This is a genomic window from Streptomyces sp. CS113 (assembly GCF_002188365.1).
GTDB classification, from domain to species: Bacteria; Actinomycetota; Actinomycetes; order Streptomycetales; family Streptomycetaceae; genus Streptomyces; species Streptomyces tendae.
The window spans coordinates 2923652-2940613 of sequence record NZ_KZ195574.1; the positions used below are offsets into that span (position 1 = coordinate 2923652).

The following is a 16962-nucleotide window of genomic DNA, read 5'->3' on the forward strand; positions in this document are numbered from 1 at the left end:
CTACTCGGGGGTCGTCTACTCGGGTGTTTCGTCGAGCGCGTGGCCCACGAGGGACAAGAGGGTCTCGATGGCCGAGATCCGACGGCGCGCATCCATGATCATTACAGGTATGTGCGCCGGAATCGTCAACGCCTCCCGCACGTCCTCCGCCTCGAACAGCTCGCTGCCGTCGAAGTGGTTGACCGCGACGACGTACGGCAGCCCGCAGCTCTCGAAGTAGTCGAGGGCCGGCCAGCAGTCCTTCAGGCGCCGGGTGTCGGCCAGCACGACGGCGCCGATCGCGCCGCGCACCAGGTCGTCCCACATGAACCAGAACCGCTGCTGGCCCGGGGTGCCGAACAGGTAGAGCACCAGGTCGTCGTCGAGCGTGATGCGGCCGAAGTCCATGGCCACGGTCGTGGTGACCTTGCCCGGGGTGGCGGTGAGGTCGTCGGTCTCCTCACTCGCCTCGGTCATCAGCGCCTCGGTCTGTAGCGGCGTGATCTCCGAGACCGCGGTGACCAGTGTGGTCTTGCCGACGCCGAACCCTCCGGCGACGACGATCTTCGTGGCGACCGGCGCGCGGGTGGGATCCGTCTGCCAGGGCTGCACGGGCCCGTCGGTGTCGACGAGCGGGGGGACGCCGAACGCGGCGGCGTCAGAGACGACGGAGTCCACTGAGCACCCTTTCGAGCAGTGCGCGGTCCGGGCGGCCCGTGCCGTGGCCGGTCCCGGTGCCGTACACACGGATCTTTCCCTGGTCCGCCAGGTCGCTGAGGAGCACGCGGACCACGCCGAGCGGCATCTTCAGCAACGCGGCGATCTCGGCCACCGTACGCATACGGCGGCACAGTTCGACGATGGCCCGCATCTCCGGCATCACGCGGGAGGTGAGGCCGCCGTTCGTCAGTTCCTTGCGCTCCTCGGCGGCTTCGAGCGCGGCGGTGCCGGCCGTGGCGCCGACGAACGTCTCGACGAGCAGCACATGACCGAAGCGGGTGCGGCCGCCGGTGAGCGAGTAGGGGCGTACGCGGGCCGGTTTGCGGTCGGCGCCGCGCACGGGGAGGTGCCCCCGGCCGTTCTTGCCGGGTTTTCCGGGACTGCTGCTCATCGGGCGCTCCCCGTCGGCTGGGACGACTCGGACTCCAGGGACTTCCGCAGTTCGCTGCGGAGTTCGGGGGTCAGGACGTGGCCGGCGCGGCCGACGAAGAGCGCCATGTGGTACGCCACGACGCTCATGTCGCACTCCGCGGAGCCGTGCACGCCGAGCAGCGAGCCGTCGCTGATCGACATCACGAACAGGCTGCCCTCGTCCATGGCGACCATCGTGTGCTTGACGGGGCCGAAGTCCATCAGCCGGGCGGCGCCGATGGTCAGGCTGCCCACACCGGAGACGACGGTGGCGAGGTCGGCGGCGGAGCCGCGCGGGCCCGCCCGGGGCGTCTCGCGGACCTGCCGGGCCTCCTCGTTGCGGCCGGGGTCGGAGGACAGGAGCAGGAGCCCGTCGGAGGAGACCACGGCGACCGACCGGATGCCGGGCACCTCCTCGACGAGGTTGGTCAGCAGCCAGTGGAGATTGCGGGCTTCACTGCTCAGTCCGAAGGTACTGGGCGCGGTCAACTGCTTGCCTCCTCGACAGTGCCCCCCGTGGCTTCTTCGGTTGTGTCCGCGTCGACCGGCGCCTGCTGCGGTCCGGTGCGGTCCGCGATCTCCGCCTCGACGTCGCGGCGGCCCGCCTCCGCCCCTTGGCGGAATCCGCCCAGCCGGCGGCGGAGCGCGTCGGCGTCGACGGACCCCGAGGTGCGCGGCCGCGGCACCGCGGCGGGGGTGGTGAGCTTCGGGGTCCGCTTGGGCAGACCCTTGTCTGTGACGGGTTCGGCGGGCTCGGAGCCCTCGGCGCGGTCGGCGTCCGGGGCCCGGCCGGTGCCCTCGTCCGGGGTGCGGTCGTGGGCGTCGGGTCCGATGGCGTAGGGGTCGGAGACGGGCTCCGCCGGGGCCTCCGGCTCCGCCAGGGCCGGGAGGAAGAGGGCCATCGTCGCGTCGTCGGGGAGGTCGCCGCCGGGGGCGGCACCGTCCCCGGGGACCTCCGCGTCCTGGCTGTGCGGCTCCGGGGCGGGCGCGTCGTCCGGGGTGCCGGGGCCGTCCGGAGCGGAGTCCTGGGCGCCGGGGTCCGGCGTCTGTGAGCGGGCGGGCTCCTCGGCCTCCTCGGCCCCGGTCGCGTCCGCGTCCGCCCGGGAGGCGTCCTCCTCCGCCCGGGAGGCGTCCTCCTCGGCACGGCGTACGGCGTCCTCCTCGGCACGGCGTACGGCGTCCTCCGCCGAGGCCACCAGCGGGTCGGTGCCGGGCTCCGGTTCCGGGTCGGCTGCCGTCCCGGCGTCCCGGTCCGCCCGCACCGCCTGCTCCGTCCGCCCGTGCAGGACGTTGGAGTTGGCCTCCGCGTCCGCGCCGGGCAGGGAGAAGGAGCCGGTGCCGTCGGACACCGGCACGGTCGGCGCCAGCGCGGCCGGCGGGGCCGCGGCGAGCAGCGGGCCCGGGAGGACGACGACGGCCGCGACGCCGCCCTGCTTCTGCTCCCGCAGCCGGACCCGCGCCCCGTGCCGGTGAGCGAGCCGGGCGACGACGTAGAGGCCCAGCCCGAGACCGTCCTCGCCCTCCTGGTCGAACGGCGCGTCCGGGTCGAAGTCGGTGAGGCGGGCGTTGAGCCGCTGGAGGCGTTCGGTGGCCATGCCGATGCCCTCGTCCTGGACGGAGAGCATCACCTCGCCGTTCTCCAGGAGCCAGCCGGAGACCTCGACGGGCAGGTCCGGCGGCGAGAAGGAGGTGGCGTTCTCCATCAGCTCGGCCAGCAGGTGGGACAGGTCGTCCGCGGCGAACCCGGCCACGTGGGCGTGCGGCGGCAGCGCGGCGATGCGCACCCGCTCGTACCGCTCGATCTCGCTGACCGCGGCCCGGACCACGTCGACCAGCGGCACCGGCGAGGCGCTGTGCTGGACGTGCTCGGTGCCGGCGAGGACGAGGAGGTTCTCGCTGTGCCGGCGCATGACCGTGGCGAAGTGGTCGAGCTTGAACAGGGTGGCGAGGCGGTCCGGGTCCTGCTCGCGCTCCTCCAGGCTTTCGATGACGGCCAGTTGCCGCTCGACCAGGCCGAGGGTGCGCAGCGCGAGGTTGACGAAGGTGGAGCCGATGCTCTTGCGCACCACCTCCAGCTGGGCGGCGGACTCGGCGAGTTCGGCGCGCAGTTCCTCGCGGGCGTCGGCCATCTTCTGCCGCTGGCCGACCAGGTGCTTGCGGTCGGACTCCAGCGTGGCGACCCGCCCGGCGAGCGTGGCGGCGTGCGTGTGCAGGGCGTTGACGGAGCGGACGACCTGCGCGAACTCGTCGTTGCGGCCGGTGAAGGCGATCGCCTCCTGAGCCGTCGGGTCGTCCGCCTCGGCCAGCCTGGCCGAGCCGCGGCGCAGCACCGACAGCGGACGGGTGAGGGTGCGGGCCAGGGCGGTGGCGATGCCGACGGCGAGCAGGATCAGGGCGCCGAGGACGGCGATCCGGATCTCCAGCGCGGTGACGTCGTCGTCGCGCAGCTGCTCCAGGGCCTGGACGCGCTTCTCGTACAGGGCGGACTCGGCGCCGCGCATCGCGTCCACGCGGGCGGAGAGCGCGGCGTCCAGCCGCTTGGTGCTGGTGCGCAGGTCGCCGTCGGAGAGCGTGGGCTCGTCGGTGAGACCGGCGAGGTACTTCTCGGCGGAATTGACCTCGGGCCCGGCGACGGTGGCGTCGAAGCTGCCGCGCGCCTCCTTGGAGGCGCCCTCGCGGAAGTCGGCGAGGGCCGCGTCGGAGCGCACCCGGGCCTGCTGCGCGGCGGCGGCGAGGGCATCGCGCTGCTCGGCGTCGGCGTCCGAGGTGCTGGTCGTCTCGGTCGGCAGGCCGGTGACCGGGTCGATGACGGTCTGGGTGGTGCTCGGCACGTTCAGGGCCGCCAGCAGCAGACCGCGGGTGGCGGCGGCCTGCTGGACGGCGGTGTCCAGCTCGGCCAGCGCGTACGCGCCGGAGCCCGCGCGGGGCGGCATCTCCTCGGCCAGCTTCTCGGCCAGGGCGTGGAGTTCGGTGATGGCCTCCGAGTACGCGTCGTGGGCCTGGAGCGCGGTGCTCTTGCCGGTGAGGGCGGCGCGGCGCAGGGCGGCGACGGCGTCGAGGTCCTCGCGCAGGGCGGCGGGCGTGTCGGGGTCGGCGCGCAGCTCCTCCACCTGCCGGTCGACACGGGCGCTGCGCTGTTCGGAGGGCGCCTTGGACTTGGGGCGGCCCGCCGCGATGTACGGGGTGACCTCGTCCCGCTCGTCGGCGAGGGAGTGGGCGAGGGTCAGCGCGCCCTGGGTCTGCTCGGCGAGCGTCACCAGCTCCTGCGAGTCGTGCAGTTGCCCGGAGGCGGCCACCACCGAGGGGGCTCCGGCCCCGGCGACGGCGGCCGCCACGACCGCCACCGCCACGATGAGGCGGTTGCGTACGTGGGTGGGGCGGCCCTTGCCGACGGGGGCCTCCGGCGGCTGCGGAGGGGTGGAGGTGCCGGGGGTGCGCTCCGCGCTCCCCGAGGGGGCCGTCTGCTTGCCTGTGCGACGAGGCCGCGTCTTCTGCACCGGTGCTCGCATTCCTGACTCGTGTACCCGTGGTTCCGGGTGGCGCTCCGTCAACTGGCCGGCCGGGGGCGCGTGCACCCTCCGCCGGGCGCTGGGCTGTTCCCCGGCCGCCGGCAGCGCGTCGGGCGCGGAGACCGCGTGAGCGGGGCAGTCCCCCCACCGGTTCCCGACCCTCCCAGTGCCGGTGGGCGGTGAGCGCGCATCATCCGACCCGCCACCCGAAGGAGTGAACCCCGGAGGGGAGTTGAGGAGCAAGTTCCCGTGGCTCGTGCCGCACGGTTGTCCGGCGAGCCGGTTGGACGTCTGCGACGGGCGATGGCACTATGTGCCGCCACGCGCCGCCGGTGGATGTGATTCCCCCTCAAATCAGGCGCCTGACCTGCGCCGCCGTATCGATTCCAGGAGAATCCGAGGAAGGTGGCGGCCTTCTGCGAACGCTGTGAAGGCCTCGTGCAGACTGGCCGGATGCGTACGGAACTCGTCTCGGAACCAGGCCTCGCCGACCAGCCCAACGAGGACTTCGCGAGCGTCGGGCTACCGGCCTCGGGACAGGGTGGCTCGCTCGTCGTGCTGGACGGCGTGACACCGCCACGGACCGCGACGGGCTGTCTGCATTCCGTGCCCTGGTACACGGCGCGCCTGGGTGGGGCGCTGACCGAACTGACCGTTTCACTCCCGGATCTTCCCCTCGCCGAGGCCCTGTCCCGCGCCATCGCTCGTACCGCGGCGGCGCATGCGGAAACCTGTGACCTTTCTCACCCGCGCACCCCGCAGGCAACCGTGGTCCTCGCCCGCTGGTCCCCGGCCGCCGTCGAGTACCTGGTCCTGTCCGACTCGGCCCTGCTGCTGGAGGCCCCCGACGGCACCCTCACCCCCGTCCTGGACGACCGGCTGTCCCGGCTGCCCCGCTCGGCCCTCGCCACGGACGCGCAGGTGGACGCCCACCTGCGCAACAGGGAGGGCGGCTTCTTCACGGCCGCGGCCGACCCCGGGGTGGCGGCGCGCGCCGTGACGGGGGCGCTGCCGCGCCCCGGGGTGCGGACGCTGGCGGCGCTGACGGACGGGGCCGCGCGGTGGGTGGAGAAGTTCGGCGAGGGCGACTGGGCCGACTGCCTGGCGCTGGTCCGCAAGCAGGGCGCGCAGGCACTGGTGGACCGGGTGCGGGAGCTGGAGCGCGCGGACGCGGCGGGCGACCGGACGTTCCTCGGGCGCAGCAAGACGCACGACGACGCGACGGTCGTCTACGCCGAGTTGTGAAGCCCTTCCCGCTGCCCGCGCCCCACCGGCCCGGGCCCCGTACTGCCCCTACCTCTCCATCCCCCGGTTGAGTTCGTGCAGCAGCCGGGCCAGTTCCGTCACCTCGCGCGGGTCCCAGTCGGCGAGCCGGCGGGCGTACCGGGCGCGGCGGGCCTCCCGGACCCGGCCGACGCGTTCCTGGCCCTCCGGGGTCAGGGTGACCAGCCAGGCCCGGCCGTCGGCGGGATCCGGCTCGCGGGCGACGAACCCCAGCTCCTCCAGGGCCCGCAGCTGACGGGACATCGTCGCCTTGCCGACACCGATGAAGGCGGCGAGGTCGGTGGCGCGCTGGCCGCCGCACTCGCCGAGCCGGACGAGCAGGCCGTACGCGGACGACTCCAGGTCGGGGTGGACCTCCCGGGCCATCTCGCCCTGGTTGGCCCGGGCCCGCCGCAGCAGGACCGTCAACTCCCGCTCCAGGGCGAGGAACTCGGGTTGGTTCACACCACTGCCGGACAGGTGGGATTCGCCTGCGCGACCGCCGCCGTTCCCGTCTTCGTGCACGTCAGCCCCTGCCTCGATTTTTCCGGTCCTGAAAGTTTCCGCCGCGGGCCGCCATCGCCGCAGCTCGCCAAGTATTTCGCAGGCTTAGACCAACGGCGGCTCCCGGCCCTCTTCCACCCGCTGTTTCTACGTGCGTAGAGTCTTCACCGGACCTCCTGATGGCATGCGCACGCCACTCCCGTGCCGTCCAGGGGTTCTCCCCACTCGCGCATCCCCCACCGAGCACCACCGAGCCATCGGAGGCACGTCATGCTCGTGCACAGATCCGGATCGGCCCGCGGGCGGCGGTTCGCCGTCACCGGGATCCTGCTCGCCGCGTTCTCCCTCGTGTTCACCCTTCCCGCCGGCGCCTCCTCGTCCGCGGACGTCCCGTCCCGCGGCTCCGCCCACATGGGCATGGGCGTCGCGGCCCACGACGGCGAACACGGCACCCCCGTACCGGGCCGCGCGGTCCAGACGGAGGGCGTCGACGTCTCCAGCCACCAGGGCAACGTCGCCTGGTCGACCCTGTGGAACAGCGGCGTCAAGTGGGCCTACGCCAAGGCCACCGAGGGGACGTACTACACCAACCCCTACTTCGCCCAGCAGTACAACGGCTCCTACAACGTCGGCATGATCCGGGGCGCGTACCACTTCGCCACCCCGGACACCACGAGCGGCGCCACCCAGGCCAACTACTTCGTCGACCACGGCGGCGGCTGGTCCAGGGACGGCAGGACGCTGCCGGGCGCGCTCGACATCGAGTGGAACCCGTACGGCGCCACCTGCTACGGCAAGTCGCAGAGCGCGATGGTCTCCTGGATCCGCGACTTCCTGAACACCTACAAGGCCCGCACCGGCCGGGACGCCGTCATCTACACGGCCACCAGCTGGTGGACCCAGTGCACCGGCAACTACGGCGGCTTCGCCGCCAACAACCCGCTGTGGATCGCCCGGTACGCCTCGACGGTGGGCACACTGCCGGCCGGCTGGGGCTTCTACACGATGTGGCAGTACACGTCGTCCGGTCCGACGGTCGGTGACCACAACAAGTTCAACGGTGCGCTGGACCGCGTCCAGGCGCTCGCGAACGGCTGACGCGCAACGCGTACGGCGACGGCCCGGACTCCGCACGGAATCCGGGCCGTCCCCTTTCCTCATCCGGTCGCGCCCGTCACGCCGCGACCGGAACCTCACGCTCCGCACCGTTGGTCGCCGGTGCGAGCGCCAGTTCCAGGACCTGGCGGACGTCGGTGACGGCGTGGACGTCGAGCTTGTCCAGCACCTCCGCCGGGACGTCGTCCAGATCGGGCTCGTTGCGCTTGGGGATGATCACCGTGGTGATCCCGGCCCGGTGCGCGGCGAGCAGCTTCTGCTTGACCCCGCCGATCGGCAGCACCCGCCCGGTCAGGGAGACCTCGCCGGTCATGGCCACGTCGGTGCGGACCAGCCGGCCCGAGAGCAGCGAGGCGAGGGCCGTGGTCATGGTGACGCCGGCGCTCGGGCCGTCCTTGGGGACCGCGCCCGCCGGGAAGTGGATGTGCGCTCCCCGGTCCTTGAGGTCGCCCACCGGCAGTTCCAGCTCGGCGCCGTGGCTGCGCAGGAAGCTCAGCGCGATCTGCGCCGACTCCTTCATCACGTCGCCCAGCTGACCGGTCAGGGTCAGCCCGGACGCGCCCGTCTCCGGGTCGGCCAGCGACGCCTCGACGTAGAGGACGTCGCCGCCCGCGCCGGTGACCGCGAGGCCGGTGGCCACGCCGGGCACCGCGGTGCGCCGCTCGGCCGGGTCCTGGGCGGACTCGGGCACGTGGTGCGGCCGCCCGATCAGCGCGCGCAGGTCGCCCTCGGTGACGGTGAACGGCAGCTCCCGCTCGCCCAGCTCGTGCTGGGCCGCCACCTTGCGCAGCAGCCGCGCGATGGACCGCTCCAGGGTGCGCACGCCCGCCTCGCGGGTGTACTCGCCCGCCAGCTTGCGCAGCGCGCCCTCGTCGACGGTCACCTCGTCGGCGTCCAGTCCGGCCCGCTCCAGCTGGCGCGGGAGCAGGTGGTCACGGGCGATGACGACCTTCTCGTCCTCGGTGTAGCCGTCGAGGCGGACCAGCTCCATGCGGTCCAGCAGGGCCTCCGGGATGGCCTCCAGGACGTTGGCGGTGGCGAGGAAGACCACGTCGGACAGGTCCAGCTCGACCTCCAGGTAATGGTCCCGGAAGGTGTGGTTCTGGGCCGGGTCCAGGACCTCCAGCAGGGCGGCGGCCGGGTCGCCCCGGAAGTCGGAGCCCACCTTGTCGATCTCGTCGAGCAGGACGACCGGGTTCATGGACCCCGCCTCCTTGATCGCCCGCACGATCCGGCCGGGCAGCGCGCCGACGTAGGTACGTCGGTGGCCGCGGATCTCGGCCTCGTCGCGGACGCCGCCGAGGGCGACGCGGACGAACTTGCGGCCCATCGCGTGGGCGACGGACTCGCCGAGGCTGGTCTTGCCGACGCCGGGCGGGCCGACCAGGGCCAGTACGGCACCGCCGCGCCGGCCGCCGACCACGCCGAGGCCCCGGTCGCCGCGCCGCTTGCGCACGGCCAGGTACTCGGTGATGCGCTCCTTCACGTCCTCCAGGCCCGCGTGCTCGGCGTCGAGCACGCGCTGGGCGCCCTGGATGTCGTAGGCGTCCTCGGTGCGCTCGCTCCACGGCATCTCCAGGACCGTGTCCAGCCAGGTGCGGATCCAGGAGCCCTCGGGCGACTGGTCGGAGGAGCGCTCCAGCTTGTCGACCTCCTTGAGCGCGGCCTCGCGGACCTTCTCGGGCAGGTCGGCGGCCTCGACCCGGGCGCGGTAGTCGTCGGACTCCTCACCCTCCTGCTCGCCGTTGATCTCGCGCAGCTCCTTGCGCACGGCTTCGAGCTGGCGGCGCAGCAGGAACTCGCGCTGCTGCTTGTCGACGCCCTCCTGGACGTCCTTGGCGATGGTCTCGGCGACGTCCTGCTCGGCGAGGTGGTCGCGCAGCTGCTGGGTGGCGAGCTTGAGGCGGGCGACCGGGTCGGTGGTCTCGAGCAGCTCGACCTTCTGCTCGGTGGTGAGGAAGGGCGAGTAGCCGGAGTTGTCGGCGAGCGCGGACACGTCGTCGATGGCCTGGACCCGGTCGACGACCTGCCAGGCTCCGCGCTTGCGCAGCCATGCGGTGGCGAGCGCCTTGTACTCCTTCACCAGCTCGGCGACCTGGCCGGGCAGCGGATCGGGGACGGTCTCGTCGACCCGGGTGCCCTCGACCCAGAGCGCGGCGCCGGGGCCGGTGGTGCCGGCGCCGATGCGCACCCGGCCCCGGCCGCGGATCAGGGCGCCGGGGTCGCCGTCGGCCAGGCGGCCGACCTGCTCGACCGTGCCGAGCACGCCGGTGGCGGCGTGGGTGCCGTCGATGCGCGGGACGAGGAGGACGCGGGGCTTTCCGGGCTCGGACCTGGCGGCGGCCTGGGCGGCCTCCACCGCGGCCCGTACCTCGGCGTCGCTCAGGTCCAGGGGGACGACCATGCCGGGCAGGACCACTTCGTCGTCGAGCGGCAGCACGGGCAGGGTGAGCGGTGTGAAGGCGGCGGACTCAGCAGCCATGATCTCCCCTTCGGCAGTCAAGTTGAGTTACATCGACTCAATGAAAGGGAGCCCGGGATTGTTCCCCAAGCCCTGTTCGCTCTGAGCGATCAAGCGTCGGGGGGCATTTCCCGCCTCTCGGGACAGCACCGCCGTACCGGCCCGCATTCCTCGGCCGCGGCGGGTGCCAGGATGGGCCGATGCCCCTCACTACCCACGACTCCCCCGAGGCCTCCGAGGCGCCCGAGGTGCTGGACCGTCGCGAGGGTCCGTACGGCGAGGTGGTCCTGCGCCGACACGGGACGTTGCTACAGATCATCGCGAACGGCTGCTTCCTGATGGACACCTCCGACGGCCGTTCGGAGCGGCGCCTGGTCGACGCGGCGGCCGACGCGCTGGCCGCCTCCGCCGGCCGGGCCGCTCCGCACCTGCTCATCGGCGGACTCGGCGTCGGCTTCTCCCTCGCACACGCGGCCGCCGACCCCCGCTGGGGCCGGATCGCGGTCGTCGAACGCGAGCGCGCCATCATCGACTGGCACCGCGCCGGACCGCTGGCCGCGCTCTCCGCCGACGCGCTGGCCGACCCGCGCGCGGAGATCGTCGAGGCGGACCTGGTCGACTACGTCAATGAGACATCCGACACGTACGACGCCCTGTGCCTGGACATCGACAACGGCCCCGGCTGGACCGTCACCGAGGGCAACGACGGGCTGTACGCGCCGTCCGGACTGGCGGGCTGCGCACGGCTGTTGAGGCCCGGCGGGGTGCTCGCCGTATGGTCCGCACAGCCCTCTCCGGAATTCGAAGAAACCTTGCGTAATGCCGGTTTCCAACAGGTGCGTACCGAAGAGATCCCCGTTGCCCGGGGCGTTCCGGACGTCGTGCACATCGGCGTCGGGCCTGGATAGCAAAGGCGCGGTGACTCCCCGTACGCTGCTGCCCTGACGCGGATCATTCAAGCGTCAAGCGCAGTCATGGGATCACCCCACGGATTCCGGAAAGCACACCTCAGGGGCGGGCGATGGAGCAGACACAGACCTCCCACAACGGCACGGCCACCCAGGGCGCCCAGCGTCGGGTGCTGGTGGTCGAGGACGATCAGACGATCGTGGACGCCATCGCGACCCGTCTGCGCGCCGAGGGATTCCTGGTGCAAACGGCGGGCGACGGTCCGTCCGCCGTCGACACGGCCGAGGCATGGCAGCCCGACCTGCTGATCCTCGACATCATGCTGCCCGGCTTCGACGGCCTGGAGGTCTGCCGCCGCGTGCAGGCCCAGCGGCCGGTGCCGGTGCTGATGCTCACCGCGCGCGACGACGAGACGGACATGCTGGTCGGCCTCGGCGTCGGCGCCGACGACTACATGACGAAGCCGTTCTCGATGCGCGAGCTGGCCGCCCGCGTGCACGTGCTGCTGCGGCGGGTGGAGCGGGCCGTGGTGGCCGCCTCCACCCCGCGCAGCGGCATCCTGCGCCTGGGTGAACTGGAGATCGACCACGCGCAGCGCCGGGTGCGGGTGCGCAGCGAGGACGTCCACCTCACGCCCACCGAGTTCGACCTGCTGGTCTGCCTGGCGAACACCCCGCGCGCGGTGCTCTCCCGCGAACAGCTGCTCGCCGAGGTGTGGGACTGGGCGGACGCCTCGGGCACCCGGACCGTGGACAGCCACATCAAGGCACTGCGCCGCAAGATCGGCGCCGAGCGCATCCGTACCGTGCACGGCGTGGGCTACGCGTTGGAGACGCCGACGCCATGAGCCGGGGACGGGAAGCCGCACGGAGGAGCCCCGGCCCCCGGAGCACCGGGGATCCCTGGGGTGGCGTACGCCCGTTCTCGATCAAGACCAAGCTGGGCGCGCTGGTCGTCACGTCGGTACTGATCACCACCGGCCTGTCGGTGATCGCGGTGCACACCAAGACCGAGCTGCGCTTCATCACGGTCTTCTCGATGATCGCCACGCTGCTGATCACGCAGTTCGTGGCGCACTCGCTGACCGCGCCGCTGGACGAGATGAACGCGGTGGCCCGGTCCATCTCGCACGGCGACTACACCCGCCGGGTGCGCGAGAACCGCCGCGACGAGCTGGGTGACCTGGCCGTCACGATCAACCGCATGGCCGACGACCTGGAGGCCCAGGACCTCCAGCGCAAGGAGCTGGTGGCGAACGTCTCGCACGAGCTGCGCACCCCGATCGCGGGCCTGCGCGCGGTGCTGGAGAACATCGTCGACGGCGTCACCGAGGCCGACCCGGAGACCATGCGCACGGCGCTCGGGCAGACCGAGCGGCTCGGCCGGCTGGTGGAGACGCTCCTCGACCTCTCCCGCCTGGACAACGGCGTCATACCGCTGCGCAAGCGGCGCTTCGAGGTGTGGCCGTACCTGTCGGGCGTGCTGAAGGAGGCCAACATGGTCGCCTCCGCGCGCGCGGGCATCGCCTCCGGGTCCGGCAGCCACTCCCGCACCGACGTGCACCTGGCCCTGGACGTCTTCCCGCCGGAGCTGACCGCGCACGCCGACCCCGAGCGCATCCACCAGGTCGTCGCCAACCTCATCGACAACGCCGTCAAGCACAGCCCGCCGCACGGCCGGGTGACCGTCCGGGCGCGGCGCGGTGAGCTGCCCGAGTCCCTGGAGCTGGAGGTGCTCGACGAGGGGCCCGGCATCCCGCGCTCGGAGTGGCGCCGGGTGTTCGAGCGGTTCAACCGGGGTTCGGTGTCGCGGCCGCACGGTCCGGGCAGCGACGGGGGCACCGGCCTGGGCCTCGCGATCGCGCGCTGGGCGGTGGATCTGCACGGCGGCCGGATCGGGGTGGCCGAATCCGAGCGGGGCTGCCGGATTCTCATCACTCTTCCGGGCCTGCCGTCGACGTCCGGTTGACGTAGGGTTCGAAGCGGAGCGTCAAGATCCACTGCGTCCGCGCTGGCAGACACGTGTGATCAGGCACGGGCCCGCGTTTTCGAGGCGCCGGGTCCCGGTCTCCCGATCCCTCACGCAGCAGAACCTCGCTTGTTTCCCGCCATTTCCAGCGCCGAAACGCGGTCTGCAATGTGACTTACGCGACGATGAACGGGCCCGGTCTGACCTTCCGGGGTCGGTAGGCGTAGCCTTGATTCCCGCTGTCCACCATCTTGTGAAGAAGCGGAAGAGGGCGGTTCTCGCCGTGTCGCCACAGTCCCCCAGTAACTCGAGCATCTCGACCGACACCGACCAAGCGGGCACCGCGGGAAAGAACCCCGCGGCCGCGTTCGGTGCCAATGAGTGGCTCGTCGACGAGATCTATCAGCAGTACCTCCAGGACCCGAACTCCGTGGACCGAGCCTGGTGGGACTTCTTCGCCGACTACAAGCCCGGAGCGGCGGCGACCCCGACCGCCGCCGGTACCGTGCCCACGGACTCCGGCAGCACGCCACCGGCCGCCCCCGCCGCGCAGGCGCAGGCTCCCGCCCCGGCCCAGCCGAAGGCCGCCGCCCCGGCGCCCGCTCCCGCGAAGCCCGCCGCTGCCGCCCCCGCGGCTCCGGCCGCTCCGGCCACCAAGCCCGCCGCCGCGCCGGCCAAGCCGGCCGCCAAGCCGCAGCCGAAGGCCGCCGCGCCCGCCAAGGACGCCGGCGCCGCGCCCGAGGGCCCCGAGCTGGTCACCCTGCGCGGCCCGGCCGCCGCGGTCGCGAAGAACATGAACGCCTCACTGGAGCTGCCCACGGCCACGTCCGTGCGCGCGGTCCCGGTGAAGCTGCTGTTCGACAACCGCATCGTCATCAACAACCACCTCAAGCGCGCCCGGGGCGGGAAGATCTCCTTCACGCACCTGATCGGCTACGCGATGGTGCAGGCCATCAAGGCCATGCCGACGATGAACCACTCGTTCGGCGAGAAGGACGGCAAGCCGACCCTGGTCAAGCCGGCCCACATCAACCTCGGCCTCGCCATCGACCTGGTCAAGCCCAACGGCGACCGCCAGCTGGTCGTCGCGGCGATCAAGAAGGCCGAGACGCTGAACTTCTTCGAGTTCTGGCAGGCCTACGAGGACATCGTCCGTCGCGCCCGCGACAACAAGCTGACGATGGACGACTTCACCGGCGTCACGGTCTCCCTGACCAACCCCGGCGGCCTCGGCACCGTCCACTCCGTGCCGCGCCTGATGCCCGGCCAGTCGGTCATCCTGGGCGTCGGCTCCATGGACTACCCGGCGGAGTTCCAGGGCACCAGCCAGGACACCCTGAACAAGCTCGGCATCTCGAAGGTCATGACGCTCACGTCGACCTACGACCACCGGGTCATCCAGGGCGCCGCCTCCGGCGAGTTCCTGCGCCAGGTCGCCAACCTGCTGCTCGGCGAGAACGGCTTCTACGACGAGATCTTCAAGGCGCTGCGCATCCCCTACGAGCCGGTCCGCTGGCTCAAGGACATCGACGCCTCGCACGACGACGACGTCACCAAGGCCGCCCGCGTCTTCGAGCTGATCCACTCCTACCGGGTCCGCGGCCACGTCATGGCCGACACCGACCCGCTGGAGTACCAGCAGCGCAAGCACCCCGACCTGGACATCACCGAGCACGGGCTCACCCTGTGGGACCTGGAGCGCGAGTTCGCGGTCGGCGGCTTCGCCGGCAAGTCCCTGATGAAGCTGCGCGACATCCTCGGCGTGCTGCGCGACTCGTACTGCCGCACCACCGGCGTCGAGTTCATGCACATCCAGGACCCGAAGCAGCGCAAGTGGATCCAGGACCGCATCGAGCGCTCGCACACCAAGCCGGAGCGCGAGGAGCAGCTGCGCATCCTGCGCCGCCTGAACGCCGCCGAGGCGTTCGAGACGTTCCTCCAGACCAAGTACGTCGGCCAGAAGCGGTTCTCCCTGGAGGGCGGCGAGTCCGTCATCCCGCTGCTCGACGCGGTCATCGACTCGGCGGCCGAGTCCCGCCTGGACGAGGTCGTCATCGGCATGGCCCACCGCGGCCGGCTGAACGTGCTGGCCAACGTGGTCGGCAAGTCGTACGCGCAGATCTTCCGCGAGTTCGAGGGCAACCTCGACCCGAAGTCGATGCACGGCTCCGGCGACGTGAAGTACCACCTGGGCGCCGAGGGCACCTTCACCGGTCTGGACGGCGAGCAGATCAAGGTCTCGCTGGTCGCCAACCCCTCGCACCTGGAGGCGGTGGACCCGGTCCTGGAGGGCGTCTCGCGCGCCAAGCAGGACATCATCAACAAGGGCGGCACGGACTTCACCGTCCTGCCGGTGGCGATCCACGGCGACGCGGCCTTCGCGGGCCAGGGCGTGGTGGCCGAGACCCTGAACATGTCGCAGCTGCGGGGTTACCGCACCGGCGGCACGGTCCACGTCGTCATCAACAACCAGGTCGGCTTCACCGCCGCCCCGGAGTCCTCGCGCTCCTCGATGTACGCCACCGACGTGGCCCGCATGATCGAGGCCCCGATCTTCCACGTGAACGGCGACGACCCGGAGGCCGTGGTCCGCGTCGCGCGGCTGGCCTTCGAGTTCCGCCAGGCGTTCAACAAGGACGTGGTGATCGACCTCATCTGCTACCGCCGCCGCGGTCACAACGAGACCGACAACCCGGCCTTCACGCAGCCGCTGATGTACGACCTGATCGACAAGAAGCGCTCGGTGCGCAAGCTGTACACCGAGTCCCTCATCGGTCGCGGCGACATCACCCTGGAAGAGGCCGAGCAGGCGCTCCAGGACTACCAGGGCCAGCTGGAGAAGGTCTTCACCGAGGTCCGCGAGGCCGTCTCGCAGCCCGCGTCCGCGGAGCCCTCGGAGCCGCAGGCGGAGTTCCCGGTCGCCGTGAACACCGCGATCAGCGCCGAGACCGTCAAGCGCATCGCCGAGTCCCAGGTCAACATCCCCGACCACATCACCGTGCACCCGCGGCTGCTGCCGCAGTTGCAGCGCCGCGCGGCGATGGTCGAGGACGGCACGATCGACTGGGGCATGGGCGAGACCCTCGCCGTCGGCTCCCTCCTGCTGGACGGCGTGCCGGTCCGGCTCACCGGCCAGGACTCGCAGCGCGGCACCTTCGGCCAGCGCCACGCGGTCGTCATCGACCGGGAGACGGGCGACGAGTTCACCCCGCTGCTGTACCTGTCCGAGGACCAGGCCCGGTACAACGTCTACAACTCCCTGCTCTCCGAGTACGCGGTGATGGGCTTCGAGTACGGCTACTCGCTGGCCCGCCCGGACGCGCTGGTGATGTGGGAGGCGCAGTTCGGCGACTTCGTCAACGGCGCGCAGACGGTCGTGGACGAGTTCATCTCGTCGGCCGAGCAGAAGTGGAACCAGACCTCGGGCGTCACCCTGCTGCTCCCGCACGGCTACGAGGGCCAGGGCCCGGACCACTCCTCGGCCCGCCCCGAGCGGTTCCTCCAGCTGTGCGCGCAGAACAACATGACGGTCGCGATGCCGACCCTGCCGTCGAACTACTTCCACCTCCTGCGGTGGCAGGTGCACAACCCGCACCACAAGCCGCTGGTGGTCTTCACCCCGAAGTCGATGCTGCGCCTGAAGGCCGCCGCGTCGAAGGCGGAGGAGTTCACGACGGGCCAGTTCCGCCCGGTCATCGGCGACGACTCGGTCGAGGCGGCCGCCGTCAAGAAGGTCGTCTTCACCGCCGGCAAGGTCTACTACGACCTGGACGCCGAGCGGAAGAAGCGCGGCCTGACGGACACGGCCATCATCCGCATCGAGCGCCTGTACCCGCTGCCGGGTGCCGAGCTCCAGGCGGAGATCGCCAAGTACCCGAACGCCGAGAAGTACCTGTGGGCCCAGGAGGAGCCGGCGAACCAGGGTGCCTGGCCGTTCATCGCGCTCAACCTGATCGACCACCTGGACCTGGCGGTCGGCGCCGACGTCCCGCACGGCGAGCGCCTGCGCCGCATCTCGCGGCCGCACGGCTCGTCCCCGGCCGTCGGTTCCGCCAAGCGGCACCAGGCCGAGCAGGAGCAGCTGGTGCGTGAGGTCTTCGAGGCCTGAGCCCGCCTCACCCG

12 protein-coding genes are annotated in these 16962 nt (G+C 71.9%); 6 read left to right on the plus strand and 6 right to left on the minus strand.

The window, feature by feature from the left end; translation table 11 throughout:
• Positions 1 to 15 precede the first annotated feature (15 nt).
• From B9W62_RS12540 to B9W62_RS12555, 4 genes are read right to left on the minus strand one after another with little or no spacing between them, the layout of a single operon-like run.
• A complete protein-coding gene (locus tag B9W62_RS12540; protein WP_179235460.1) occupies positions 16 to 657 on the minus strand; it encodes a GTP-binding protein in 642 nt (213 codons plus the stop codon).
• Complete coding sequence (locus tag B9W62_RS12545) at positions 638 to 1090, minus strand: DUF742 domain-containing protein (RefSeq protein WP_087807261.1); 453 nt, start codon at positions 1088 to 1090, stop codon at positions 638 to 640. The genes B9W62_RS12540 and B9W62_RS12545 overlap by 20 nt, the downstream gene beginning before the upstream one ends.
• Positions 1087 to 1599 (minus strand): roadblock/LC7 domain-containing protein, encoded by a 513-nt coding sequence (locus B9W62_RS12550; RefSeq protein WP_179235461.1) that lies wholly within the window; start codon positions 1597 to 1599, stop codon positions 1087 to 1089. Before B9W62_RS12550 ends, B9W62_RS12545 begins: the two co-directional genes overlap by 4 nt.
• Positions 1596 to 4619 (minus strand): sensor histidine kinase, encoded by a 3024-nt coding sequence (locus B9W62_RS12555; RefSeq protein WP_087807262.1) that lies wholly within the window; start codon positions 4617 to 4619, stop codon positions 1596 to 1598. Before B9W62_RS12555 ends, B9W62_RS12550 begins: the two co-directional genes overlap by 4 nt.
• 453 nt (positions 4620 to 5072) lie before the next feature.
• On the opposite strand from B9W62_RS12555, the gene B9W62_RS12560 reads away from it, so the two are divergent.
• The gene (locus B9W62_RS12560; RefSeq protein ID WP_087811876.1) at positions 5073 to 5864 is read left to right on the plus strand and encodes a protein phosphatase 2C domain-containing protein; all 792 of its coding nucleotides are present in this window, start codon (positions 5073 to 5075) and stop codon (positions 5862 to 5864) included.
• A 48-nt stretch (positions 5865 to 5912) separates the two neighbouring features.
• Here the strand turns inward: B9W62_RS12560 and B9W62_RS12565 are convergent, their stop codons facing one another.
• Positions 5913 to 6407, minus strand: coding sequence for a MarR family winged helix-turn-helix transcriptional regulator (locus B9W62_RS12565; protein WP_087807263.1), 495 nt, complete (start codon positions 6405 to 6407; stop codon positions 5913 to 5915).
• A gap of 249 nt (positions 6408 to 6656) precedes the next feature.
• Between B9W62_RS12565 and B9W62_RS12570 the strand changes: the two genes are divergently transcribed.
• On the plus strand, positions 6657 to 7484 hold the full coding sequence (locus B9W62_RS12570; RefSeq protein WP_087807264.1) for a lysozyme: 828 nt from the start codon (positions 6657 to 6659) through the stop codon (positions 7482 to 7484).
• Between the two features lie 76 nt (positions 7485 to 7560).
• Here B9W62_RS12570 and lon read toward each other — a convergent pair whose 3' ends face one another.
• The gene (gene lon / locus B9W62_RS12575; protein WP_087807265.1) at positions 7561 to 9984 is read right to left on the minus strand and encodes an endopeptidase La; all 2424 of its coding nucleotides are present in this window, start codon (positions 9982 to 9984) and stop codon (positions 7561 to 7563) included.
• A 179-nt stretch (positions 9985 to 10163) separates the two neighbouring features.
• Between lon and B9W62_RS12580 the strand changes: the two genes are divergently transcribed.
• The 4 genes from B9W62_RS12580 (at position 10164) to B9W62_RS12595 (ending at position 16948) form a co-directional block, all read left to right on the plus strand.
• Positions 10164 to 10871 carry a spermidine synthase family protein gene (locus tag B9W62_RS12580; protein WP_087807266.1) on the plus strand — a complete coding sequence of 236 codons (708 nt, stop codon included), beginning with the start codon at positions 10164 to 10166 and terminating at the stop codon, positions 10869 to 10871.
• Positions 10872 to 10984: 113 nt separating this feature from the next.
• Positions 10985 to 11719 (plus strand): response regulator transcription factor, encoded by a 735-nt coding sequence (locus tag B9W62_RS12585; protein WP_003973686.1) that lies wholly within the window; start codon positions 10985 to 10987, stop codon positions 11717 to 11719.
• Complete coding sequence (locus B9W62_RS12590; RefSeq protein ID WP_087807267.1) at positions 11716 to 12840, plus strand: sensor histidine kinase; 1125 nt, start codon at positions 11716 to 11718, stop codon at positions 12838 to 12840. Before B9W62_RS12585 ends, B9W62_RS12590 begins: the two co-directional genes overlap by 4 nt.
• 283 nt (positions 12841 to 13123) lie before the next feature.
• On the plus strand, positions 13124 to 16948 hold the full coding sequence (locus B9W62_RS12595) for a multifunctional oxoglutarate decarboxylase/oxoglutarate dehydrogenase thiamine pyrophosphate-binding subunit/dihydrolipoyllysine-residue succinyltransferase subunit (protein WP_087807268.1): 3825 nt from the start codon (positions 13124 to 13126) through the stop codon (positions 16946 to 16948).
• Positions 16949 to 16962: the final 14 nt, after the last annotated feature.

Excerpts from the sequence above, each read along its gene's own strand:
- B9W62_RS12580 (WP_087807266.1), top strand. The coding sequence starts at position 10,164 with ATGCCCCTCACTACCCACGACTCCCCCGAGGCCTCCGAGGCGCCCGAG.
- B9W62_RS12560 (WP_087811876.1), top strand. The coding sequence starts at position 5,073 with ATGCGTACGGAACTCGTCTCGGAACCAGGCCTCGCCGACCAGCCCAAC.
- B9W62_RS12545 (WP_087807261.1), bottom strand. The coding sequence starts at position 1,090 with ATGAGCAGCAGTCCCGGAAAACCCGGCAAGAACGGCCGGGGGCACCTC.
- B9W62_RS12585 (WP_003973686.1), top strand. The coding sequence starts at position 10,985 with ATGGAGCAGACACAGACCTCCCACAACGGCACGGCCACCCAGGGCGCC.
- B9W62_RS12590 (WP_087807267.1), top strand. The coding sequence starts at position 11,716 with ATGAGCCGGGGACGGGAAGCCGCACGGAGGAGCCCCGGCCCCCGGAGC.
- B9W62_RS12555 (WP_087807262.1), bottom strand. The coding sequence starts at position 4,619 with ATGCGAGCACCGGTGCAGAAGACGCGGCCTCGTCGCACAGGCAAGCAG.
- lon (WP_087807265.1), bottom strand. The coding sequence starts at position 9,984 with ATGGCTGCTGAGTCCGCCGCCTTCACACCGCTCACCCTGCCCGTGCTG.
- B9W62_RS12570 (WP_087807264.1), top strand. The coding sequence starts at position 6,657 with ATGCTCGTGCACAGATCCGGATCGGCCCGCGGGCGGCGGTTCGCCGTC.